The sequence below is a fragment of the Paenibacillus plantiphilus genome (genome assembly GCF_927798095.1).
In the GTDB taxonomy this organism is placed as follows: Bacteria; Bacillota; Bacilli; order Paenibacillales; family Paenibacillaceae; genus Paenibacillus_Z; species Paenibacillus_Z plantiphilus.
Map to the genome: position 1 here is coordinate 16,728 of NZ_CAKMMF010000017.1, position 24,253 is coordinate 40,980.

General features: G+C 51.1%; 19 protein-coding genes. 11 read left to right on the top strand and 8 right to left on the bottom strand.

Features of this window, described 5'->3' with window-relative positions; all coding sequences use genetic code 11:
- Window positions 1-49: 49 nt before the first annotated feature.
- A complete protein-coding gene (locus L6H65_RS15415) occupies window positions 50-469 on the bottom strand; it encodes a DUF1885 family protein (protein ID WP_236343485.1) in 420 nt (139 codons plus the stop codon).
- Window positions 470-593: 124 nt separating this feature from the next.
- Window positions 594-2,063, bottom strand: a complete 1,470-nt coding sequence (locus L6H65_RS15420; protein WP_236343486.1) for an aminotransferase class I/II-fold pyridoxal phosphate-dependent enzyme — start codon at window positions 2,061-2,063, stop codon at window positions 594-596.
- Between the two features lie 134 nt (window positions 2,064-2,197).
- On the opposite strand from L6H65_RS15420, the gene L6H65_RS15425 reads away from it, so the two are divergent.
- Together L6H65_RS15425 and L6H65_RS15430 are read left to right on the top strand one after the other, a co-directional pair.
- Window positions 2,198-3,454 (top strand): MFS transporter, encoded by a 1,257-nt coding sequence (locus L6H65_RS15425; protein WP_236343487.1) that lies wholly within the window; start codon window positions 2,198-2,200, stop codon window positions 3,452-3,454.
- Window positions 3,455-3,475: 21 nt separating this feature from the next.
- Window positions 3,476-4,660 (top strand): MFS transporter, encoded by a 1,185-nt coding sequence (locus L6H65_RS15430; RefSeq protein WP_236343488.1) that lies wholly within the window; start codon window positions 3,476-3,478, stop codon window positions 4,658-4,660.
- A 60-nt stretch (window positions 4,661-4,720) separates the two neighbouring features.
- Here L6H65_RS15430 and L6H65_RS15435 read toward each other — a convergent pair whose 3' ends face one another.
- The 3 genes from L6H65_RS15435 to L6H65_RS15445 form a co-directional block, all read right to left on the bottom strand.
- A complete protein-coding gene (locus tag L6H65_RS15435) occupies window positions 4,721-5,389 on the bottom strand; it encodes a TetR/AcrR family transcriptional regulator (RefSeq protein WP_236343489.1) in 669 nt (222 codons plus the stop codon).
- A gap of 91 nt (window positions 5,390-5,480) precedes the next feature.
- Entirely contained in the window at window positions 5,481-6,500 is a 1,020-nt protein-coding gene (locus L6H65_RS15440) for an ABC transporter permease (RefSeq protein ID WP_236343490.1), read from the bottom strand.
- 1 nt (window position 6,501) lies between these two features.
- Window positions 6,502-7,245, bottom strand: coding sequence for an ABC transporter ATP-binding protein (locus L6H65_RS15445; protein ID WP_236343491.1), 744 nt, complete (start codon window positions 7,243-7,245; stop codon window positions 6,502-6,504).
- Window positions 7,246-7,507: 262 nt separating this feature from the next.
- Between L6H65_RS15445 and L6H65_RS15450 the strand changes: the two genes are divergently transcribed.
- Window positions 7,508-10,528: an efflux RND transporter permease subunit gene (locus L6H65_RS15450; protein ID WP_236343492.1), complete on the top strand. Its 3,021-nt coding sequence runs from the start codon at window positions 7,508-7,510 to the stop codon at window positions 10,526-10,528.
- A gap of 1,060 nt (window positions 10,529-11,588) precedes the next feature.
- Here L6H65_RS15450 and L6H65_RS15455 read toward each other — a convergent pair.
- The 3 genes from L6H65_RS15455 to L6H65_RS15465 all read right to left on the bottom strand — a co-directional run bounded on the left by L6H65_RS15455 (window position 11,589) and on the right by L6H65_RS15465 (window position 14,162).
- Entirely contained in the window at window positions 11,589-12,230 is a 642-nt protein-coding gene (locus L6H65_RS15455) for a YktB family protein (protein ID WP_236343493.1), read from the bottom strand.
- 127 nt (window positions 12,231-12,357) lie between these two features.
- A complete protein-coding gene (locus L6H65_RS15460; RefSeq protein ID WP_236343494.1) occupies window positions 12,358-13,023 on the bottom strand; it encodes a response regulator transcription factor in 666 nt (221 codons plus the stop codon).
- A 2-nt stretch (window positions 13,024-13,025) separates the two neighbouring features.
- Window positions 13,026-14,162 (bottom strand): sensor histidine kinase, encoded by a 1,137-nt coding sequence (locus L6H65_RS15465; protein WP_236343495.1) that lies wholly within the window; start codon window positions 14,160-14,162, stop codon window positions 13,026-13,028.
- Between the two features lie 186 nt (window positions 14,163-14,348).
- Between L6H65_RS15465 and L6H65_RS15470 the strand changes: the two genes are divergently transcribed.
- From L6H65_RS15470 to L6H65_RS15505, 8 genes are all read left to right on the top strand, one after another.
- Window positions 14,349-15,293 carry an ABC transporter ATP-binding protein gene (locus L6H65_RS15470; RefSeq protein WP_290370435.1) on the top strand — a complete coding sequence of 315 codons (945 nt, stop codon included), beginning with the start codon at window positions 14,349-14,351 and terminating at the stop codon, window positions 15,291-15,293.
- An 18-nt stretch (window positions 15,294-15,311) separates the two neighbouring features.
- Window positions 15,312-16,469 (top strand): ABC transporter permease, encoded by a 1,158-nt coding sequence (locus tag L6H65_RS15475; RefSeq protein WP_236343496.1) that lies wholly within the window; start codon window positions 15,312-15,314, stop codon window positions 16,467-16,469.
- Complete coding sequence (locus L6H65_RS15480; protein WP_236343497.1) at window positions 16,462-17,628, top strand: ABC transporter permease; 1,167 nt, start codon at window positions 16,462-16,464, stop codon at window positions 17,626-17,628. The genes L6H65_RS15475 and L6H65_RS15480 overlap by 8 nt, the downstream gene beginning before the upstream one ends.
- Before the next feature lie 110 nt (window positions 17,629-17,738).
- On the top strand, window positions 17,739-18,008 hold the full coding sequence (locus tag L6H65_RS15485) for a hypothetical protein (RefSeq protein ID WP_236343498.1): 270 nt from the start codon (window positions 17,739-17,741) through the stop codon (window positions 18,006-18,008).
- Window positions 18,009-18,130: 122 nt separating this feature from the next.
- Window positions 18,131-20,101, top strand: coding sequence for a stalk domain-containing protein (locus L6H65_RS15490; protein ID WP_236343499.1), 1,971 nt, complete (start codon window positions 18,131-18,133; stop codon window positions 20,099-20,101).
- A 232-nt stretch (window positions 20,102-20,333) separates the two neighbouring features.
- Window positions 20,334-20,597 carry a membrane protein insertion efficiency factor YidD gene (gene yidD / locus L6H65_RS15495; protein ID WP_236343500.1) on the top strand — a complete coding sequence of 88 codons (264 nt, stop codon included), beginning with the start codon at window positions 20,334-20,336 and terminating at the stop codon, window positions 20,595-20,597.
- Window positions 20,598-20,967: 370 nt separating this feature from the next.
- Window positions 20,968-22,947, top strand: a complete 1,980-nt coding sequence (gene metG / locus L6H65_RS15500) for a methionine--tRNA ligase (RefSeq protein WP_236343501.1) — start codon at window positions 20,968-20,970, stop codon at window positions 22,945-22,947.
- 120 nt (window positions 22,948-23,067) lie between these two features.
- A complete protein-coding gene (locus tag L6H65_RS15505; RefSeq protein WP_236343590.1) occupies window positions 23,068-24,219 on the top strand; it encodes a metal ABC transporter solute-binding protein, Zn/Mn family in 1,152 nt (383 codons plus the stop codon).
- Window positions 24,220-24,253: the final 34 nt, after the last annotated feature.

The window sequence follows — 24,253 nt, forward strand, 5'->3', positions numbered from 1 at the left end:
TTTAGCAGATGAACCGCCGCAAGAGAGGGGCGGCACAGATGGCTGCTTCTTATTTGCGCGGATTATAATATATGGTTCGTCCATTAAACATCGTTAACTCTGCTTTCATACGCTTGGCAAAATATTTGCAAAGCTCATTGCCCTTCGCCTTATCCCCATGAGTGGCGCTGTCAGGCAGCACGACCTGCACATAGGAGGTTTCCTTCTCGCCATCGCTATTGGAGCCGACGCCGAACAGAATATAATTGTACTGGGGACTCGTCCCCTTCAAGTAGAACCAGAGATGCTCCTCGCCTTGCTTGGATTCAATCGTATAAGGGAACGCCGCCTCTGTATAATCCCAGCTCAGCTGCTGGCCGGTTAGCGCGGTTTGCTCGCGATATCGCTGGAGCTGTTCCTTCACCTCGCCCAGGTTAAGCCGTTCTACAGTGGAACCTTCCACAAACTTGATGTAAGCGCTTTGACTCACTTCTCGCCCACCCCCAACAACATCATAGCATTCCATCCGAACATTGACAATAACGGAGAATTACAGCTGAATAAGTGGAGAAGCCGGAGCACCGGCCCCGGCTTCTCTCTATTCGAATGCGAGCTTATGAGATGGCTGTTTCCTCGACGATGACCTTAACGAACTGGATGCTGCGATCCTCAGGTCCTTTGACCGGCAGACCGACCTCGACATGATCGACAATATAGTCGATGTTGATCTGAGAGATGACCTCCCCAGGCAGAAGGATCGGAATGCCCGGCGGATAGACATAGATGAATTCAGCAATAATCCGGCCTGCTGATTCCTTGAACGGCACAACCTCCGTCTGCGCATAGAAGGCATCGCGCGGAGAGAGGGAGAGCTGCGGTATTTCCGGTATTTTTACCACAAGCTCTTTCACATCATTAAGTCTGTAGTGGGATTTCGCAAGGGCGCGAAGACCTGTCAGCAGCGATTCTACTGTTTCCCTTGTGTCGCCTGGTGTAATCAAGGCAAGGATGTTGTACATGTCACTTAGCTCAACCTCGATGTTATAATGATCACGCAGCCAATTCTCCGTTTCGTATCCGGTTATACCTAGATGTCTGACGTGAACGGTCACCTTGGTCGGATCATAGTCATAGGTTGCTTCCCCGCCAAGAATCTCTTCGCCGAGGCAATACAGTCCTTCAATATTGTTAATCTCACGGCGGGCATATTGAGCGAGCTCAATCGCCTGTTCTGCTATCCGATGGCCGTTAAGCGCCAGATTGCGGCGTGAGGTATCCAGTGACGCCAATAAAATATACGAAGTTGATGTTGAGGTAAGCATGCTTATAATGGTCTGCACGCGGAACGGATTGACACGTCCCTTGCGAACGTTCAGGACGGAGCTCTGTGTCATCGAGCCGCCAAGCTTGTGAACGCTGGTTGCAGCCATATCCGCGCCAGCTTGCATCGCTGACATCGGCAGCTTCTCATGGAAGTGAATGAGCACGCCATGCGCTTCATCAACGAGGACGGGAATATCGTAGCTGTGCACGAGCTCCACAATTTCTTTAAGGTCCGCGCATATTCCGTAGTAAGTTGGGTTAATAACGAGTACGCCTTTCGCATCCGGATGACGCTCCAGTGCTCTTTTGACAGAACGTGTCGTTATCCCGTGGTCGATTCCGAGATTGGAGTCGCGTGCCGGCGATATAAAGACAGGCCGTGCACCTGCGAAAATTATGGCGGACATGATGGATTTGTGCACATTGCGCGGCACGATAATTTTATCGCCAGGCGCGCATACGGACAGAATCATTGTCATGATGGCTCCGCTTGTACCCTGCACGGAAAATAGGGTGTAGTCGGCTCCAAAGGCGTCCGCCGCCAAATTCTGGGCCTCCATAATGACACCGGTAGGCTGATGAAGATCATCCAGCGGCGCAATATTAATGAGGTCGATCGAAAACGCGTTATCTCCAATATATTCACGGAATTCAGGGTCGCTTCCCGCCCCTTTTTTATGTCCGGGAATATGAAATTGTACAGGATTATTAGCCGCATGATTCCGCAGAGCGGAGAACAGCGGGGTCCGGGTATGATCCATTGTGCTTTATCCCGCCTTTCCACATGATATTCGTACAAACAAGGTTGAGTATAGCAAAAACGGGGGGGATTGCAAGTAACATTTTTGTTGAGACTAAGGAATGAACGATTAGCATTTGGAAAGGAGAGCGTCATATGGAAACTCGAATGAGCTGGCCAGGCCGCAAAGTGCTTTCTTCACCATTTGTCATTCAGCTCCTTATTATTATGTTTCTCGTTGAATTTGTTAAAGGGGCGCTGCTCATTTCAATCCTCCCTGTCTATATGGGAACGTTGGGATTAACTGCGTACGCCGTTGGTTGGGCGCTGGCGCTGCAATATATTGGCGATAACGCCTTCCGCAGCCCTCTGGGATGGATTATCGACCGGATCGGCTACAGAAATGTGATGCTGTTCGGGGTCATTCTGACATCTCTGTCCGTCGGCATTGTGTCGCTTACAACGGAGTTCGGCTGGATTGTGCTGGCGTGTGTGCTGCTCGGTGTAGGCACGTCGCCGCTCTGGCCGTGTGTCATTACAGGCGCAACAGCTGTCGGGGGAGACGCTTCAAGCGGCACAATAATGAGCGTTGTTTATATGGCCTGGCTGACTGGTGTAGGCGCCGGTCCGATAGTCATCAATTTCTTCATCACTCAAACCTCCTATGCGCCAGCATTCCGAATACTCATTGTCATGATGGTTATCGTCGTCGCAGTGGCGCTGTTTCTGCCGGGAAGGAAGAAATCCAGAGAAATTGAAGGCCAGCTCGGCGCTGTGCCGACGGATCAGAGGATAGGGTCTGCAACATTGATGAACAGGATTAGGGACTATTTTGCCAAAGTAAGTCGTTCCCTGCATGCCAGCTGGCTGTTGTACCCGGCTATGTTTACACAGAATTTCGCGCTGGGCCTGTTGACGCCGATTCTGACTCTGTATGCCCGGACAGTCCTTCATCTGACGCCTCAGCAATATAGTATGTATCTGATTGCCGGAGGGGCAGTAACCGTGCTTGGTTTAATTCCTGTCGGCAAATGGGTGGATCGGTATGGAACAACATGGTTTCTCCATGCCGGATTTATTATTGCTGCAGTTGCACTGCCGGTGCTCGGATATACACGCTCCTTGCCGATGGTAATGGTCATAGTTGCTCTTGTCGGCTTGGGCTACGCGCTCATCATACCGGCGTGGAATGCATTGATCGCCAAGGCGATTCCAAAGTCAGAGCGCGGAGCGGTATGGGGCTTCTTCCTCACAATAGAAGGCCTTGGCATGGTCATTGGCAGTGTTCTGTCAGGCAAGCTGTGGGATACGTTCGGCCCTCATGCGCCTTTTCTGCTGAGTGGAGCGGTGCTGACGCTCCTGTTTGTTCTTCATTTGTTCATAACAAGACGCCCGAAAGTTGTGGTACGATAATGGGGTGGAGGGAACAATGGGATGAAGGACAAACGACTATTAGTAGTAATGATTATATTATTGACGACATTTATTGGATTCGGGATTATTATTCCGGTCATGCCGGAGCTTATTAAGGAAGCGAGTCCAGGCTCTGTTGAGTTTCATACTGCAATGATGCTGTCGATCTATTCTGCAGTTGCCTTTATCATGTCTCCGTTCTGGGGCGGCCTGTCCGACCGGATCGGACGACGGCCGGTCATATTGGTCGGTGTACTTGGCTTCGCTGCCAGCTTCCTGCTGTTCGGGATCGCGGACGGCAGTCTGCCGCTTATGTACGCTTCGCGTGTGTTGGGCGGGTTGTTCTCTGGAGCTGTAGCTTCTGTAATCGTAGCCTATGTCGCGGATATTACGCCGCCTGAGCAGCGCACGAAGGGGATGGGGCTTGTCGGCATGTCGATCGGCCTTGGCTTTACAATCGGGCCTGGATTCGGCGGCCTGCTCAGTCTGATCTCGCATAATGCGCCGTTCTATGCGTCGTCTGGACTTGCTATGATTACGTTTATTATGGCGTTCTCGAAGCTCAAGGAATCGCTTGATCCGGACAAACGAAGAGCTTCCAAGGAGCGCAAAACTTCCAGATGGCGTGCATTTACGGGCTCTGTCAAATATTTGTATGTGCTCGCGCTGTTTGTATCGTTGACTTTGGCCGGCTTGGAGGCAACGCTTCAGCTGTTCGGGATGCAACGGTTCGACGTTAGTCCGCTTGAGGTCGGTGTTATGTTTCTTATCTGTGGACTTGTCGGCGCGCTGATTCAGGGCGGCGTTGTTCGCCGCCGAATTCGCAAGGGGCAGGAGCCGCAATACATAGCTGCAGGTCTCGTCATTTCGGCAATCGGCTTCTTCCTGCTGCTGACAGCTCATTCGTTATGGACAGCAACCTTGTATCTGGCTATATTCGGAATCGGCAATGCGCTTATCAGGCCTTGCGTCACCTCGCTTATAACGCAGAAAACAACGGTCGGACAAGGCGTCGCCTCAGGTCTCAGCTCTTCGATGGACAGTCTTGGCCGGATTATCGGGCCGCTGTTCGGAGCCTACCTGCTGACAATTAATCTTGAGCTGCCATATTTGATCGGCGGACTATTATCGCTTGTTGCGCTCCTGCTGCTCCTGCGGTTCCGCTTCATTGACCGCAGCCGGCAAACACAAGAGTCAGCCTCTTAATCAATGTCGTATTTAAAAGAAGCTGCGCCCCCCGATTGATTCGTCAGGGGCGCAGCTTCTTTATCGTTTCATGCCAAGACCGCGGATAATGAAATCAATGGTTGCCTCGCGTTCCAGATGGTCATCCCACACTGCGTCCTCACGTTCGCCATATAAGGTGCGAATAAGGACGTAGCCCATAACTGTTGAGGCGGTTAGACGGATGATCGTTTCTGATGGCAGCTCGACCATATTGCCATCGATCTGGAATTTCTGTACGACCTTCCGGATTCGCTCCAGCACCTTGGTGACGACGATGTTCTGGAACTGCTGCTTCAATTCGGGGTGGAACGGAATCTCCTGCAGCATAATGCGAAGGACATTCAAATTTTTCTTCATAAATTCGATACGGTTATCGATGAGTGCTCGGAGGAAGCCCTCATAGCTGTCGTACTCGGCATCCAGCACTTTGTTGAAATCCCGGAGCACGAACGGGGCGATCAGCTTTGCCATAACTGGTGCGACGATAGACAGGAGCAGATCCTTCTTCGTCTTATAATGACGGAAAATCGTTCCTTCAGCTACGCCTGCCCGCTGTGCAATTTCGCTTGTAGATGAAGCTGCATAGCCCTTCTCTGCGAACACATCGATAGCTGACTGCAATATTTTTGACTGCTTCTCTGTCATTTTATTGCCTTCGGCATCCTGCTTCAGCATCTCCTCGAACCATAGCTCTATCGTATCAGGCATCTGTGATGACTCCTTTCCGCATTCCCGCATGAAATACGGATATGGTCGGCTACTATATTAGACACGATCATATCATAGCGGGAATGATTTGTTAAATCGCCCGATGTTTGCGCAAGGCCAGAATATTAAGAAGTGCGAACAGCAAGGATAACCCGAGCAGAATGCCAACATTCCAGCTGATATCCGCCCAGCCCTCGCCGCGTATCATAACGCCTCGCATTGCATCAGCTCCATAGTACAGCGGCATGAAATAACTGAGCTTCTGAAGCCATGGCGCCATAGCATCCAGATTGAACAGGCCGGAGAAGAACACCTGCGGGACGATGACCAGCGGGATGAATTGAATAATTTGAAATTCATTGCTGGCGAACGATGATAATAGCGTTCCTAAAGTGAGAGCAGTCAGTGACAGCAGCAGATTCAACAGCAGCACCAGCCAGATGGAGCCATCCATATAGAGACCTAATACATCTATTGAGAACCATGCGATTAGAGCTGCTTGTATCAAGGTGAACAGACCAAAGCCAGTCAAATATCCAACGACGACCTCCCATCTGCGTATCGGTGTTGCAAGCAGTCGTTCCAACGTTCCGCCAGTCCGTTCGCGGAGAAAAGAAACACCTGCCAGCATGAAGACGAAGAAGAAGGAGAAGAAGCCGACTAATACCGGACCGAAGGAATCAAAGGCGTCCATCTCCTGGCTCCCATGCATATAGGCGAGGTTCGGTTGAAGTGTCTGCGCTTCCGCTTGGAATGCACGCTGGATCAGAAACTGAACGGCTTTAGTGACAGCGGGATCGCTGCCCTCAAGCAGAATAGATGGCGCGCCATTATGAAGCTGCAGGACAGCGTCGAGCTTCCCTTCCTTGAGAGCGAGCTCCGCTTCAGAAGTATTGGGATACGCAGTCAAGACTGCTTCGCTCTCGGCAAGCCGTTCGACAATGGGGGGAGGAAGCTGAACGGTGCCAATCTCTACTTGAACATCCTGACCGCTGAAAACAAGCTTCACAAGCCCCAGTACGAGCAGTGGAGCGATGAAGAGCAGTGCAAGCGTGCGTTTGTCCCGAATGAACTGATGAATAATCCGAATGGCCAAGGCGCGTACTCTCATCTTATTCTCCTCCTCCAAGTTTAATAAAGGCTTCTTCAATCGTGCCGCTGCCGCTGCTGACCTTCAACGCTTCGGGCGTATCGACCGCTGTCAGTTTGCCCCCGCGGATGAGCGCGAGCCGGTCACATTTCTCCGCTTCGTCCATGACATGGGTAGTGAGCAAAATTGTTGTGCCCCTTTCTCTCATCGCCCCAAGCTCCTTCCAAATCGATTGTCGAAGAACAGGGTCTATTCCTACCGTTGGTTCATCCAGCACGAGCAGCTCAGGCTCATGGAGCAGGGCGATTGCCAGTGACAGCCGCCGTTTCATTCCTCCCGAATAAGCGGCAACGGGCTTATCCAAATCCGGCAGCAAACGAACGATTGCCATCGCATGGTTAATCCGCTCGCTGGCTTGTTTGCCATTCAATCCGTAGAGCGCCGCGAAGAAAGCGAGATTCTGCTTCGCAGTCAGATCGTTGTACAGCGCATCGGATTGTGACATATAGCCGAATCGCTGGAGCATGCTCAGCTTGGGCATTCGCTGCCCGAGCATATGGACAGTTCCGCTATCGGCGCTGTCAATGCCGGTGATCAGCTTGACCATTGTCGTTTTGCCAGAGCCGGAAGGTCCGAGAAGGCCGAATAGCTCGCCGCGTTCAATATTCAGCGTGATGTTATCCAGGACAATGCGGCTGCCGAATTGGCGGACGATGCCTTTTAACGCAATGACTGTCTGGCTTGAGGTGGATAGGGTTGGATTCATCGAAAGGCCAGCTCCTTCTGTTTCAATTTAGTAGTGAGTAATCACTCACCATTAATATACAACAGGAAATGTTATTTTGTATAGTGAGTAATCACTCATTATTTTTAAGGGGACATGTATGCAGCTGTACTGTGGTCGTATATTCCTCTCGGTCTTAAGACGGGGAGAAAGACTAGTCTCCAGACGTTTCAAGTGATGAAGCGGAACAGGTAAGCTGTAGCAAGGGTTATTAAGAGATGAAATTCTGAGGGGAGAAACGGTCATGCAAGGAATTACAAAATGGGCTTTTAACAATAAAGCCGCAGTGAAGATTATCGTATTAATGGCGCTCGTAATGGGGGTAATCAGCTATTACAAGCTGCCGATGGAATTTCTGCCGGAAGCGGATAATCCGATGGTAACGGTCGCTGCGATGGGACCTGGCTATGATGCCAAATCGATGGAGAAGCAAGTGACAGAGAAGCTGGAGGAATCCCTTCAGTTCATAAAAGGAAAAAGTAGCATGGTCTCATCCTCTGGCAACGGATATGCCAAGATTGATATGAGCTTCGATTCCAAGACAGATATGAAGGAAGCGAAGGCCGAGGTAGAGCGCGCCGTAAGCGCGGTTCAGCTGCCAGAGCGCGTATTGCCTCCGTTCGTCGTTCAGTTCAACACCTCGATGATTCCGATCTCATGGGTAACAGTCGGATTCGAAGAGAATTTGAGCGAGGCTGATCGGGAGCGTTTGGAGAATGAAGTGGTCAATGCGTTCAAGAAAATCGATGGTGCGGGTGAAGTTGCATTAAGCGGCAGATCGATGCCTTCCGTATCGATTATTCCAAACAATGCAAAGCTGGTTGAGAAGGGCATCCCGTTCCAAGCGTTGATGGGCGTCCTGCAAGGACGCGGCACAGCTTCGTCGGTAGGCGAGAAGGTGATTGACGGGACGTCAGGCAACCTGACGGTGAGAGCAAACATTAATGATATCGGGACGTTGAGCAAGCTCCCGGTAGCTCCTGGCGTCAAGCTTAGCGATGTTGCGGAGGTTAAGCTGACGAATGATCAGGAAACGATAAGCAGTGTGGACGGCAAGAATGTCATCATGCTGACGATCTCCAAGAAATCGAATGCGAATGCAGTAGCTGTAGGAGATGAAGCAGCTGCTATAGTAGAACGGCTGTCAAAGGATTTTCAAGGGATAGATGAAGCTAAAGTATTGATCAGCACGGCGGAGCAAGTCGTCCACTCGGTTAATTCCATGCTTCGCGAGGTGCTGTTAGGAGCCTTATTCGCAACCATTGTCATTCTGTTGTTCATGCGCAATTTCAGAGCGACTGTAGTTACGATTGTATCCATCCCATTGTCGCTGGCTATTACATTGTATTTGCTTGATGTGTCCGGCATATCGCTAAATGTAATTACACTGGGCGGTGTGGCCGTTGCTGTGGGCCGACTGGTCGATGACAGTATCGTTGTGATTGAGAATATATACCGACGCCTGCAGAAGGAAGCCTTCTCTGTCACACTTATTTTGGAGGCGACGAAAGAAGTCGCAACGGCGATTACCTCATCGACGCTCGTTACTGTTGCGGTCTTCTTGCCAATGGGACTGCTTAGCGGCTCGCTTCAGGACTTCCTGCTGCCATTCGCTTTGACCGTATCATACTCACTGTTGGCTTCCTTGCTTGTTGCGCTCACGGTCGTGCCGCTGCTTAGCGCAGTCTTCCTGCGCAATACGAAGCTGGTGGAGCATGAATCCTCGCAATGGTTCACGAAGTTCCTGACCTGGAACTTGAAATTCAAATGGGTGCCGCTTCTCGTATCCTTGCTGCTGCTGTTCGGCTCCATTGGCGCTTACATGTCCATGCCGAAGGGAGCTATCGATTCGTCGAATGCTGCTACCTTGAATATATCGTTGGAATATCCAGATGATACGCCGCATGATTCAGTCGTAGCATCCGGCCGTAAGCTGGAGACATTTCTGAATGCGCGCAGCGATATTGATTGGGTTATGATGATGAACGGCAACAGCTCGGACAATGCCAAGTATGGCGAAGTATCATCTGCCTCAATCGTGACCTATATGGTGGACATGAAGGAAGGCGCTGACGCGGAGAAGTTATTAGAAGCGGTAAAGGCTGAACGCGTAAACTATAAAGGCGCGGAGCTGAATGCCGGAGCAGCTAATATCATGTCTGGAGGCAGCTCGACTCAGGTTGTCGTTGACATCACAGGAGATGACCCCGAGCAGCTGGCTAAGGGCGCAGAGCAAGTTATGGCTGCGATCAAGCCAATTAAAGATGTCATTAAGGTGAAATCGAATCAGGATCAGAAGAAGCCGGTCTATACGTTCGAGATTGATCCCGCCAAGGCAAAGGGACAAGATGTAGCGATGCAGCTGCAGGGGATGCTGAACCCGATACCGCTTGGCATGGTGACGATTGAGGAGCGCGATACAGCCGTGATGCTGCTGCCTTCCATCGATCCGAAGTCAGAGGCTGATCTGAACGGTCTGATGGTCATGAGCGATCAAGGACCGGTAGCCGTATCATCAGTGGCCAAGCTTGTGAGGAGCGAGGAAGCGAGCGTCTTCTACCACAAAGACGGCAAGCTTTATATTCGAGTAACCGCAGATGTGGAGCCGAGCCAGCTGTCCATCGTCGGAACTGCAATCAGCACGAAAGTAGCCGAGCTTAAAGCGCCCGAAGGCGTAACCTATTTGATAGGCGGCGCATCCCAGCAGCAAGCTAGCGATTTTGCAGATCTGGGCATTACGATGTTGATATCCATCGGTGTCGTGTATCTTATCATGGTGATCACCTTCAAGACGATCCGCGCGCCGCTGGCGATTATGTTCTCACTGCCGCTTGCTGCAATTGGAGCGATTCTCGGACTGCTCGTATCTGGCGTTACGCCTGATTACACAGCGATGTTCGGCGGGCTCATGCTAATTGGAATCGTCGTGACGAATGCCATCGTGCTTATCGACCGTGTAAAACAAAACGAAGAGCATATGTCCATTCGCGAAGCGCTTATCGAAGCTTCAGCAACCCGGATGCGTCCGATTATTATGACTGCTGTTGCAACGATTTCAGCGATGCTGCCGCTCGTATTCGGCACATCGGCAAGCGGCAGCATCGTCTCGCAAAGTCTGGCCATTGTTGTCATTGGCGGTTTGGCTGTAGCCACATTGCTTACACTGGTCATCGTTCCATGCATTTATGAGCTGTTCTTCTTCCGCAAGGCGGCCCGCCAGCGGATTCAGGCGGCGTTGAACGAACCACAACAATTTGAAGCTTAGGCTATTTGAAAAGCGGCTGAACAGGGGGGTGCCCGGTTCAGCCGCTTTTCATATTTTTTGTTCTCCACCGACACAACTTCGAAAACACAGTTTGTTCACGAACCGCTCTCTCCTAATTTCTCTCTCCAAATTTCTCACTCTAAATTTCTCTCACCTAATCAGGGAGAATCCTGCAAAACTCTCATGACGTCGATGGTGTCACCTCCCAGAAATGAAAATGGGGTTAACCAGCTTGTATAGAAGGTAAGCCCAGATATTTCGCTGTAATGGAGGAAATAACATGAAGCAGCACGGAAAGTGGATCGAGGAGAGCGGTAACGCTGAAAAACCTTTTTACAGATGCCGAAGCGTCGCAGAATGCTTGTCGGCTATCTCCATAAGACGGAAATAACCCGTTACAGCACGAAAAAGTGAAGAGAGGAGCGCTGTAACACTGAAAAACCTTCTTACAGATGGCAAGGTGTAGCAGAATGCTCTTCGGCTATCTCCATAAGACGGAAATACCCCGTTACAGCACGAAAAAGTGAAGGGAGGAGCGCTGTAACACTGAAAAACCTTCTTACAGATGCCGATGCGTCGCAGAATGCTTGTCGGCTATCTCCATAAGACGGAAATAACCCGTTACAGCACGAAAAAGTGAAGAGAGGAGCGCTGTAACACTGAAAAACCTTCTTACAGATGACAAGGCGCCTCAGAATGCTCTTTGGCTATCTCCATGAGGCGGAAAAGCCGCATTACAGCACGAAAAAGTAGCGCGAAGCGCACTGGATATTCGAGATACAAGCAATGGCTGATGCGGACCCGCACCGCTGAATTATGTCTCTGTGGACTTTCTCAACACCCTGCAAAACTCCTATGAAGCTGACTTCATCGGGGGATGCGAAAGGGGAGGAGACAGCCATCTGGAAATTCTGGGACTGAGGGAGAGGTTCATACTCCACCTACGCTCAGCATGCGATCCCAGTCTTCTGCACCGCGCGCAGCTCCCAGCGCGCGATGGGACGGTACGGGTGTCACCACTAGAATATTGGTCGCGGCGTGTCGCCCACCATTCGCCGGGTCAGAATGCCATCCGATACAATGGCAGGAGCGTGGTGAATGTTTCTTCTGCTTTGGCGATGAATGCTTCTCCGTCAAGAAGAAGGGGATCATTGCGGTCGATAATAATACCGCATAGCGCTTCGGAGGCTTTGACCGTGCGCAGACGTTCCAGCAGCTTGCGAAGCCCTTCGTGTCCGAGCTGAGCCTGCGTGTCGCCGCCGGGAACCATATGGTCGCCGGACCATACATAATGCGAGGGGATATGTTGATCCAGCTCGTTGAGCTGCCTGAGTGCATGCTCGGCAAACACGGATTTGTTGTTGGATTCATAAATAATTGCGAATTGCACGAACAGATGCGAGCCAAACATGCCAATCTGAAAATGGGGATGAGCCTTGTAGCCACGCTTGTTTGCAGCGTAAGCAATCCATGTATCAACTGGCGGGTTAACCGTGCGTCTTGCATGCTTGGCAACATGGGGATACATCGTTTCTCCGCATAGCTCGCTCAGAAAAGGAGTGAGCCGTTCTCCAAGCCACTCCAGCTTGGGACGGATACGCTCGATTAGTACGGACATGCGGGCCTCCAGACCCGGCACCTCGAATACATCGAAATCATGGGCTGTGAATCCGCTGAATAGTTGGGTGGTTTGCTGTGTCATATTTGTTTAGTCATTCCTTTCTAGATCAATAGTAAGTGAACAATAGCTTGTTCACTGTGGCAGTAAACATTAGTAAATGAACGATGGCATTCGGATATTAGCAGAAAGCAGCGGGTGGAAGCCTGCTTTACATTTTCAAATAATAGATGGCCAGCTGAGTTCGATCTCTCAGGCTCAGCTTGTCAAGAATGGCTGATATGTAGTTCTTGATCGTTCCTTCGCTCAGAAATAATGCCGATGCAATCTCTTTATTGGATTTCCCATCGGCAATGAGCTGCACAACATGCCATTCGGCTTGTGTCAAGCCTTGCCCGGTCAGCAGCAGCCGGCGCCTCTCTTCAGCTTCGCTTGATGTGAGATCGGCAGGCTGTGGGCCGGAAGACACTAATCCGGCCAGCTTGCGAGCGATATCGGGATGTACAAGCATGGAGCCGTCATTCACTGTCTTAATGCCGGAGATGATGCGGCTGGGGGGTACATTTTTGAGCAGGTAACCGTTGGCCCCGCTTCGCAGAGCCTCGATAATATATTCATCATCGTCGAAGGTAGTCAGAATAAGAACAGCTGGCGGATTCGGCAATGACTTTAGCTTCTTCGTTCCTTCCACGCCATTGCAGTCGGGCATCCGTATATCCATCAGTACAATATCTACAGTGTGGCCCTGCACGAATTGATAGGCAGCCTCTCCGTCCCCGCAGGTTCCAACGACATCCAGCTCGGGATCGAGACCGAGCAGAACCTGCAAGCTTTCGCGTATGTAGGGATCATCGTCGGCGATTAGTATGCGAATCAAGATTAGACGCCCCTTTTCTTTATTGGAAGTATTGTCGTTATGGCGAACGCTGGCATCAATGAGATTTCCAGCTTGCCGCCGAGCATCGCGATTCTCTCCTTCATCCCACGCATGCCAAGCCCCTGCTTGACAGGTCCCTCTGGCAGCTCTCCATCATTGCTCACTGTCAGCGCCAGCTCGTAGGGGCGATAGTCGAGGATAATATCAACCCGCTGGGCACCGCCATGACGGACCGCATTCGTTATCGCTTCTTGCGCGTTGCGGAATAGAACATATTCGATGCTGGGATACAGCAGCTGAGGGTTTCCTTCAACGGTGAAGGAAACCTGAAGTCCCAGCTCATGCCCAGAGTTCGCAATCAATCTGTCGAGTGCATATTGGCGTTCATGCATGCCTTCAATCGGGGATAGGCGGCGGACTGTTCTTCTCATCCGTTCCATGCCCTCCTCCATCTGATCGCGGATTTGGGCAAGCATCGCATGCGCTCGCTCCGGCTGTATAACCAGCAGCTGCAGCGCGGCTTCCATCATCATTTTTTGCCGAATAAGGCGGTGACCGAGATCATCGTGAATATCTTTGGCGATTCGGCTGCGTTCTTCGGACTGGGCGTATTGTTCGATCTGGACTGTATATTCCTGAATCCGCATTCTCGCTTGCTCCAGCTGTTCATGACTATACGCAAGCTCGTCATATAAGGACTCCACATAAAGCTGCTTTGCAGTTATGCGCTTCGTACTATAGAGTACGGCGGACATCGCGAGCCATAGCACATTGGCCGACCAAACAAGCTGGATATCGCGACTGGCAAGGACGAGATTAAGCAATATTCCGCCGAAAATAACGAACGCGCCTATCGCTCTGGGCCTGTTGTAATAGTTGAAGGCCGCCACGAGGCTGGAATAGAGCAGCAGATAGATCAGGCCGCCCTCCTGATAGCCGAGATAACTGAACCAGATCAGCTCAACAAGCAGCAGCCAGGCTCCAATATCCCGCTTTATTTCACCGGCTTTAATGAGCAGCAATCCGATAAGCACCTGACAAATAAACCATCCTTGCGACTCTATCGTGCCCGTCAATAAGGTCCCTATCGAAGGGACGAGCAGCAGGAGATGACGCAACCAGTTATGAAGCAATGACATGTATGCCCTCCGGCCAATCCATAAGTGATCTTATTATAGCACACCGGCGCTGCGTCAGAAGGGGCCGGACAAGAATAAGTATAAAATGACTTTTGTCATGTCGGCGGAATGACCATTCGGACATGTGCAGCATCATTGCGGGGCTTACAATAAGTACAGGTAGAAATACGAGAGGGGATAACAACGATGAGCATGGTCGTCTTCGACGAGGTTGTGAAAAAATATGATTCTGTACTGTCCGTCAATCATCTATCGCTAGCCATTGAAGAAGGGGAAATATTCGGTCTTCTTGGCCCGAACGGGGCAGGCAAAAGCACCTCGATTCATATATTGGCCGGACTGCTGGGCGCAGACAGCGGCGATGTGAAAGTTGGCGGGCATTCCGTCCGCAAGGAGCCGCTGGCGGTGAAATCGCTTATCGGCCTTGTGCCGCAGGAGCTTGCCATCTATGAAACGTTGACTGCGGAGGAGAATGTCACCTTTTTTGCGCGGCTGTACGGTCTTAGGGGCAAGCTTCTTAGGGAACGGGTCGCGGAAGCGCTGGAATTCGTCGGCCTGTCGGATCGGGTCAAAGCGAAGCCGGCCACCTTCTCCGGCGGGATGAAAAGAAGGCTTAATATCGCCTGCGCAATCATGCACCGGCCCAAGCTTATTATTATGGATGAGCCGACCGTCGGCATCGATCCGCAGTCCCGCAATCATATTCTGGAATCCGTAAAAACATTAAATAAAATGGGCTCGACCATCATTTATACGAGTCATTATATGGAGGAAGTGGAGGCGATCAGCTCACGGGTCGGCATTATGGATCGCGGACGTCTGATTGCACTCGGCACGAAGGAGGAGCTGCTGCGGCAATCCGGACAAGAGGAGACGCTTGTGCTGGAGCTGGATCGGATCGATGAAGCGATGCTGATGGAGATGCGAGAGCATCCACGATTGAAATCGGTCATGGAAATCGGGCCGCTCACGCTGGAAGTCATCCTGGCGGAATCTACGTCTGCGCTGCAGGATCTGCTGTTCATTCTGCACAAGCATGGCGCGGCGCTGCTGAAGCTGGCTCGTGTAGAGACGGATCTGGAATCGCTATTCCTCCAGATTACTGGCCGCACGCTGCGGGATCAGGCATAGGAGAGAGGGGGACCGAATATGCAAACTTGGATGACGGTGGCCTGGTATGAGCTGATTCAATTTCTGAGACTGCGCTCTGTCGTAATCATTATGTTCATTTTACCGCTTTTTCTCATCTTTCTGCTCGGAACGGTGTTCGACAATCAGATGAAGCCGGTCAATATCTCGGTTCATATCGCTGATCAGGGGCCGATAAGCAAGGATATCGAAGCTTTTCTGAAGGATGAAAGAACAGAGCGGTATGCGATTGTCTCCTTTGCTTCTTCCGGCAAGGAAGTGCTGGAGCAGCTTCGTGAGGGAAGCGCCGATTACGGCATCGTCGTGCCGGAGGACTTCTCCGCGCGCTTCATGAGCGGGCAGAAGGCGAGCTGGATCGCCTATCCCGGACGTCAGGATTATGAAAATTTGATGGCCGAGTCGACAATGAAATTTTTTCTGAATGAGCTGCAGACCGGACGGATGGCGGTAATTGCCGGGTTAGAAGCAGGCAGCGCGGAGCAGCTGGCTGGCAGCGGCGGGATGCCGCCACTCGTAAGCGCAGAGCTTACAGGGGAAGGGAAGGCGGTCTTCGGCAGTGTGTCTGCCATTCAATATTATGGCGGCGCTTATCTCATCATGTTTCTGCTGTACTCAGGCATGCCTGCCGCATTGTCGCTGCTTGAGGAAAAGGAGAAGGGAACGCTGGGCCGCTTGTATGCCGTGCCGCAGCCCTTCTGGATGATTGTGCTGGGCAAGTTTGCGGGAACGGGACTGTTTGCTATTGTGCAGGCGATCACTATTATTGTGTTCACTTGGCAGGTATTCGGCGTAAGCTGGGGCAGCCGCCCCTGGCTGCTTGTACTGGTCTGTATGCTGACATCGCTATGCGCCATTGGCATCAGTCTGATCATCGCCTCATTCGCCGGGACCAGCAAGGCGACGCAATCGATATTCTCTTCGCTTACGGTTCTGATGACTTTTGTAACCGGCGGAATGATTGCAGATTTGAGCCCGAATGTGCTGGAGATGGGAAAATATACGATTAATCACTGGGCCGTCGTTACGATTAAACGGATTATGGATGAGAGCGATACCGCACTTATTTGGCAGAGCATGGGGGTTCTCGCCATGATTGCCGCAGCGCTTCTTATTATTGCCTTTGCGAGGCTGAAGAAAGTGGTGAAACTTCATGCATAGCTTGATCATTGCGGCCAACATATTGAAGCGCACGATAGGCCAGCGCAAAGGCTTTATTATGCATATGCTGCTGCCCGTGCTAGTCCTGTCTGTCATCGTCTTATTGTTCGGCTCATCCGTAGAGCGGCCTAGAGTCATTGCGCTATGGAATGCGGACAACGGGCATGGTGGCGCATTACTTCTGACAACAATTGCAGAGATGGAAGGCTATACCCTGCAAACAGATCTTGGCGACAACGCCAAGGAGCTGCGCGCCGCGGTGACCGAGAATTTGGCGGATATCGCCGTCTATATCCCTGAGGGCTATACGGAATCGCTGCTGGAAGGACAACCGAAGCAGGTGAGATTGTTCCGGGCAAGTGAACAGCTCTGGAATGCGGCTTTGGAGCAGCAGTTATTATCCTGGACGGCGCAAGCCGCCAAATATGCAGCGCTGTCTGCCGCTCAATCAGAGGAGCGGGCCGAACGTATCGCCATTCTTGAGAAGCTGTTGGTGGAAGGGGATCAGAACGCCGTGAACCTGCAAATAACCCCGGTCAATGCGGATGGAACAGCGGGGGGCGGCAGAAGCCTGCTTATTACAGGCGTCATTCTAATGTTTCTGATGCTGACTATCAACGGGTCGATCCAAATTGTGATGGAGGATCGCGAGCAGCGGACGATGGCCCGCATGTTCACAGCGCCGGTACGGGGTTATTCCATTGCCATCGGAAATTTTCTCGGCAGCTTGCTGCTGGGGACGTTTCAACTGCTGCTTGTGATGATCGTGACGAGATGGATGTTTAACTATGACTATGGCGTTGATTTTGTTCCTTATTTCGTTGTACTGGAATGCTTTTTGCTTGCCGTGGTCGGCATTGCGACAGCGATTGCCGGACTTGTCCGCAACGTGAATCAGCTGTCGCAGTTCCAGAATCTGATCGTGGCGCCGAGCTGCCTGCTGGGCGGCTGCTTTGTCCCGATCGGGATGATGCCCGATTACATCCAGAAGCTCGCCAGCTTCGTGCCGCAGAAATGGGCGCTGGAGGCGATTAGCAGGCTTGCGTTCGGCAATGTCTGGCATGAAGTGCTGCTGCCTGTAGGAATTTTGCTGCTGTTTGCTGCTGTGCTGCTGGCCTTCGGGGCTTTTATTTTGCAGCCAAGCAAGAAAACGGCTTAGCCGTCTCATGAACACTGCCCCATGAACACTGTTGCAATCCTCTGTTGGATCGGTTACAGTCTTGTCTAGTTGAGTCTGTGAATAGATGCAGAATTGCAGGAGGGATTGTCATGCCAGAGCTACAAATATGGTTTGCTATTAACGTCGTTTTCGTAACCTTGCTTATTATTTTCTTATTCACGCATCGTGCTGTAACGATGGCCCGGCTGGAGAAGGATGCGGAGCGTGTACGCCGCAAATCGAAGGTCCGGCTGATCTTCGGAATTCTTACTATTGTTGCCTTTGTAGCCATGGTATCCAGCTTCGTTTATCACATGAAGGTGAACCCGCAGGGGACGAAGCAAAGCGCGCTGGAAGTAGAGGTAAATGTGGACAAATGATGTCCGTCTCCCAATCTCCCGCAACTTTTTACTGTACAATGGCGTTTAATTGGTCATGAGCGAATGACAGAGGTCATTGAGTTTAGAGACAGTAGACAGTCGAGAGATAAAGGAGACGGAGCATGAAATCGTTGAAATGGTTGTTGATCTTTTCGTTATTATTTATTCCTATTGCCAGTCTGTCTGAAGAGAAAGCGTCGGCGACAGGCATTGCGGCCGATGAGCTTGTATTGAAGCTTAAGAGCAATGTGATGGTCCATAATGGCGCTTCATTCAAGTCTGCACAGCCGCTTACGTTGACGCAAGGCACTACATTTGTAGCGTTCAGCTCAATCGCGCAGCGCTATGGGTATACAATTTCCTATGATGCCAAGAAGAAAGAGTCGATTGCGACGAGCAGCAAGAATGTCATCCGTTTCAAAATCGGCAATGTTAATGTTACGAAGGATGGAGCGTCATCGGTCAAAGCCTCGAACGCGCCTTATGTATTGAACGGCTCATTGATGATTCCGCTGCGGGCCTGGTCGCAGGTGACCGACAGCAAGCTGGTCGTATCCGGCGGCAACATGACCCTGTCCTGGAATGTGAAGCAAATGCCAACCGCTAATTTCGAAATTGCTCCTGCGGAAATTTATGCGGAGCAAACGATCGTGAGCTATGTGGATAAATCGACGAATCCTAGCGGACAGCCGTTTATTGACGAACGGTGGGACGGGAGAATGGAAATCTTCTACGAGCCAGGAACTCGTACGATTACTAGACAGGTACAGGATATAAACGGCGTTTGGAGTGAGCCGTACTCGGTAACGATTGAAGTTCGTCCGCCGAATCAGGCTCCTGTAGCTGATTTTACAACCGAGAAATCAGAATACCGCATCGGTGAGAAAATTCTGTACACCAACACCAGCTATGATGATGAGAACGAGATCGTCAGCACGGTTTGGACAGGGAATGAGGATGTATTCTTTGAAGCCGGCGACAAGACTGTGACGCTGGAAGTAAGAGACCGTCATGGTCTTACGAGCTTCATAACGAAGACAATTACAGTTACGACGGAAGTATTGTATACGCGTGAGCAATATGAAAGGCTGTTTACGTCAGTCGGTGAGAAAATTAGTTTCGTAGGCTCTTCCCTCCGAGACCACAAGCTTGTACCGTTTACGATTCAATCCGATACCGCGCAGGTCGTGCGCAGCAACAGTCCGGAGACGCTTATTGAGGAAGGGATTGCGTATCAGGACCAGATTACGGGGCAAGTTCGGTTCATGTTCCATAATAAGAACAAGATCGGTTATCCGGTCAAAATGTATCTGATCGCAACGAATTTGAGCAATTCGACGGTCAATGTCAATACGAGCTCGATCGGAATTGCCGGACCAGATCCATCTGTCGCGAATACAGGGAAACTCTCCGTATTTCGTTATTTGGAATCATTGATTGCCAACAATTCACCGAAATGGACGACGGTGGGTCCTAAGCAATCGGTCATTATTTTGCCGGAAATTAACAAGATGGCGATCAAGGATAATCAAGTATTCTCAGCTTATGCGGATGTGTTCTCTGATGCGGAGCTGCAATACAGTATTGTTGTTGTTGAACAGAGCAAGAAGCCGCTGGATGAGCTTCCAACGCTGAAGGTCATGCCGAGGGATAATCTCCATACGAGAGGAACCTTCAACGGTGGGAACCGTGTGATTGAAACGAACGAGACGCTCGGCCTGGAGCCGCAGTACATGACGCTTGGCGATGGCAAACTCGACACCTATCTGGATGGCATTGACTACACGAATGGCGAGCTGCAGATGAACTTCGGCAACTACGGCGTTCACTATACACTGAGGCTGAATCGTGTGGCGCCGAATACGCTTATCGCGTTGAATGGACGCGGCGGCGAATATACGGGAGCCTTTATGGTTAACGGCCAAGTCATCAAAGTTACGAATATCAGTACGCTCAAGAACAATAACGAGGCTGGCGTCATCTATCGTACCGGAGACAAGGAAGAATCGGTGGAGATTGTCTTCACACCGACAGGAGGAAGCAATCTGCCTGTTGCGATGTTGTTCTTACCGCTTCCTGAATTGCGCTGGTAACAAGTAATTATATCGTATACGTATTGGAACAGGGACCTCTCTTATTGCGCTTCTATGCAAACAAGAGGGGTCCCTGTTTGTCTAATGGATGCTTGGAAAGAAACATCAGTCTGGTCGTTCGAATGCTCTAATGCAGTGTCACAACGGATGAGTCCGTCCGTTTGACTCTTGCTTGAATATCGGGCATGATGAAATTAGAATGACGGAACAATTGGGGGAGGAAGTCATGGTCATGCGTAGAATTTTACAGGCGCCTATTCACGTATACCGGAAGGTTATTTCGCCGATTAAGCCGCCGACATGCCGCTTCTATCCCACTTGCTCCGAATATGCGCTGCAAGCAATTGAGAAGCATGGACCGCTGCGCGGAAGCTGGCTCGCTGCCCGAAGAATATGCCGCTGCCATCCCTTTCATCCCGGCGGTGTTGATCATGTGCCGCCTACCCGCGAGGAGCTTGCCGCCGCTCTTGACAGCGGCGCTGCCGATTCGGTATAGTTTGAAGCAAGAACGGCTTTTCTATATGCTTCACCTTCGATGAACGGATAAGTACGTAAGTTATGCCCTTACCAGAGAGCCGGAGAAGCTGGAAACCGGCAAGGCGCATCTTGTGGAAAATGGTCCGGGAGAATTCGCATTCGAACCGTCAGCATTGGCTGCATGGCAAGGGTGTGACGCGAGGCCGCGTTATCGGTCATGATGCTGTCCCAGAGGCAGCGCTAATGAAGCTTTCTCCGGATGCTACCTGCTCCGGCGGAAGAAATTTGGGTGGTACCACGTGAGCGACAAGCTTTCGTCCCATAGAGGGCGGGAGCTTTTTTTGTGCAGAAAAAAGCATGTATGAACCATTGAAGAGGAGGCTCTATTCATGAGCGCAGACAACAAATCGTTCTATATTACATCACCGATTTACTACCCCAGTGATAAGCTCCACATTGGTCATGCCTATACTACGGTGGCGTGCGATGCGATGGCGCGATACAAGCGGCTGCGCGGTTACGATGTCTGGTATTTGACCGGAACGGATGAGCATGGTCAGAAGATCGAACGGAAAGCGCAGGAGCGGGGAACAACGCCGCAGAGCTTCGTTGACGGCATCGTATTGACGATTAAGGAGCTGTGGACAAAGCTCGATATTACCAATGATGACTTTATCCGCACTACGCAGGAGCGGCACAAAATCGTCGTTGAGCAAATCTTTGACCAGCTGCTTCAGCAGGACGATATTTACAAGGGCAACTATGAAGGACTCTATTGTACGCCGTGTGAATCATTTTTCCTTGAGCGCCAGCTCGTGGGCGGCAATTGCCCGGATTGCGGCCGCCCTGTGGAGCTGGTGAAGGAAGAGAGCTATTTCTTCCGGATGAGCAAATATGCGGACAGATTGCTTCAATATTATGAAGAGAACCCCGATTTCATTCAGCCGGAGTCGCGGAAGAATGAAATGATCAACAATTTTATTAAGCCGGGTCTTGAAGATCTGGCAGTCTCTCGAACGACTTTTGACTGGGGCATTAAAGTGAAGGGCGATCCCAAGCATGTGGTCTATGTCTGGATTGACGCCTTGTCCAACTATATTACAGCTCTCGGTTACGGAACCTCCGATCCCGCGAAGTTCAACAAGTTCTGGCCGGCCGATGTGCATGTAGTCGGCAAGGAAATTGTGCGGTTTCATACGATCTACTGGCCGATTATGCTGATGGCGCTGGGACTGCCGCTTCCTAAGAAGGTGTTCGCGCATGGCTGGTGGCTGACGAAGGAAGGGAAGATGTCCAAGTCCAAAGGCGGCGTAGTTGATCCTGTTGTTCTGATTGACCGCTATGGCTTGGATGCGCTGCGATACTTCCTGCTAAGAGAAGTGCCCTTCGGTTCAGATGGAACGTTCACGCCTGAAGGATTCGTGGAGCGTATTAACTTCGATCTGGCGAATGATCTGGGCAATCTGCTGAATCGGACGATTGCTATGGTTGATAAATATTTTGGCGGTGAAATTCCAGCCTACAACGGCCATGTAACGGCATTCGATGAGTCCCTCTCCAAGCTGGCGCTCAGTACTGTGGATGCGGTGGAGGCTGCGATGGACAAGATGGAGTTCTCCGTCGCGCTGGCTGCAATCTGGACCCTTGTTAGCCGGACGAACAAATATATTGATGAAACCCAGCCTTGGACGCTTGCCAAGGATGAGGAGAACAGGGGGGCGCTGGCGTCTGTCATGTATCATCTGGCAGAATCGCTGCGAGTCATTTCAATCCTGCTTCAACCGTTCCTGACCAACGCGCCGAAGGAAATACGGGGGCAGCTTGGTATTGAAGAAGGGTCTGCACCTTCTTCATGGGACAGCGCGAAGACGTTCGGAGCGCTGCCGGCGGGTACGACGGTTACGAAAGCGGAGCCGATATTCCCGCGCTTGGAGGCAGCGGAGGAAGCAGCTTACATCGCTTCGTCGATGAATGCCGGGGCAGTGCCGGCCGCAGTGGAGTCGGCTTCTTCGGAAGCAGTGGCAGAAGAATTGCCGGAGCCGAAGGCGGAGATAGCGATCGACGATTTCGCCAAGGTTGAGCTTCGTGTTGCGCAAGTCATCGCCGCTGAGCCGGTTAAGAAAGCAGACAAGCTGCTTAAGCTGCAGCTGGATCTTGGCTACGAGCAGCGTCAAGTTGTCTCGGGCATTGCCAAGTTCTACACGCCTGAGGAGCTTGTTGGACGCAAAGTCATCTGTGTGACGAACCTCAAGCCGGTGAAGCTGCGCGGCGAAATGTCGCAAGGGATGATTCTGGCAGCCTCGCATGGCGATCAGCTTACACTGGCAACGGTTCCAGATCATATGCCTAATGGCGCGATTGTGAAATAAATAAGAACATAGCCCGCCGGAGCACATTGCTTCGGCGGTTTCTCATTGACAGCCCAGTTAGCCGCTGATACAATTTAATAGTAAAGTTTACGATTTTAGAAGTGGAGGCTGTCAACGGTGATGAACAAACGATTGGCTAGAATGAAAGCAGCAATATTAATAATGGTGATCCTATCTGTTATAGCATTAGCAGGATGCGGTGATTCGGGCAGCAAGCTTGTGGAAGGCAAGACGAATATTGTGACAAGCATTTATCCGATCTATTATTTGGCCAAGGAAATTGGCGGAGATCAGGTCAATGTTGTGAATATGATTCCAGCCGGCGTGGAGCCGCATGATTGGAGTCCCAAGAGCAGAGATTTGGATACGGCGGCCAAAGCGCAGCTGTTTCTTTATAATGGCGCTGGATTGGAAGGCTGGGTAGATGATTTTCTGGAGGGGCTGCCCAAAGACAGCAAGCTGATTACCTCGGAGATTAGCAGCAATATCACGTTAATTAAAGGCAATGAAGAGGCAGAGCACGGTCATGAGGACGAAGCTGGGCATTCCGATGAAGCGGCTCATAAAGACGAGGCAGCGCATGAGGATGAAGCAACGCATGAGGACGAAGCGGCGCATTCCGATGAAGCAGCTCATAAAGACGAGGCAGCACATGAGGATGAAGCTGGGCATGCAGATGAAGCGGCGCATGAGGACGAAGCTGCTCATAAAGACGAAGCTGCACATGAAGGTGAAGAGGGGCATCATCATGATGTCGATCCGCATACGTGGGTCAGCCCGCAATCGATGCTGATTATGGCTAAAAATGTGCGGGATAGCTTCATTCAGGTAGATGCGGCGCACAAGGCTGATTATGAAGCAAATTATGAGAAATTAGCGACTAAGCTTACCGCGCTTCATGAGCGCTACAAGTCGGAGCTGGCAGCAGCGCCGAATAAGGATATCGTCGTTTCCCATCAAGCCTTCGGTTACTTGGCGCGGGATTACGGTCTTCATCAAGTGGCTATAATGGGCTTATCGCCGGAGGCCGAGCCGAAAGCACAGGATTTGCTGGAGATTGCTAATTTTGTTAAGGAGCATGAGGTGAAATTTATTTTCTTCGAGGAGCTGGTAGCGGACGAGCTTGCCAAGACATTGGCGAGAGAAGCAGACGTCGATACGCTAGTACTGAATCCGCTCGAAGGATTAACTCCGGATCAAGAGAAGAATGGCGACGACTATTTCACACTCATGGAGGCCAATTTGCAAAATCTGCTGAAGGCATTACAATAGAGAGACAAGGTTATAGCAATCACGCAGCTGGAAC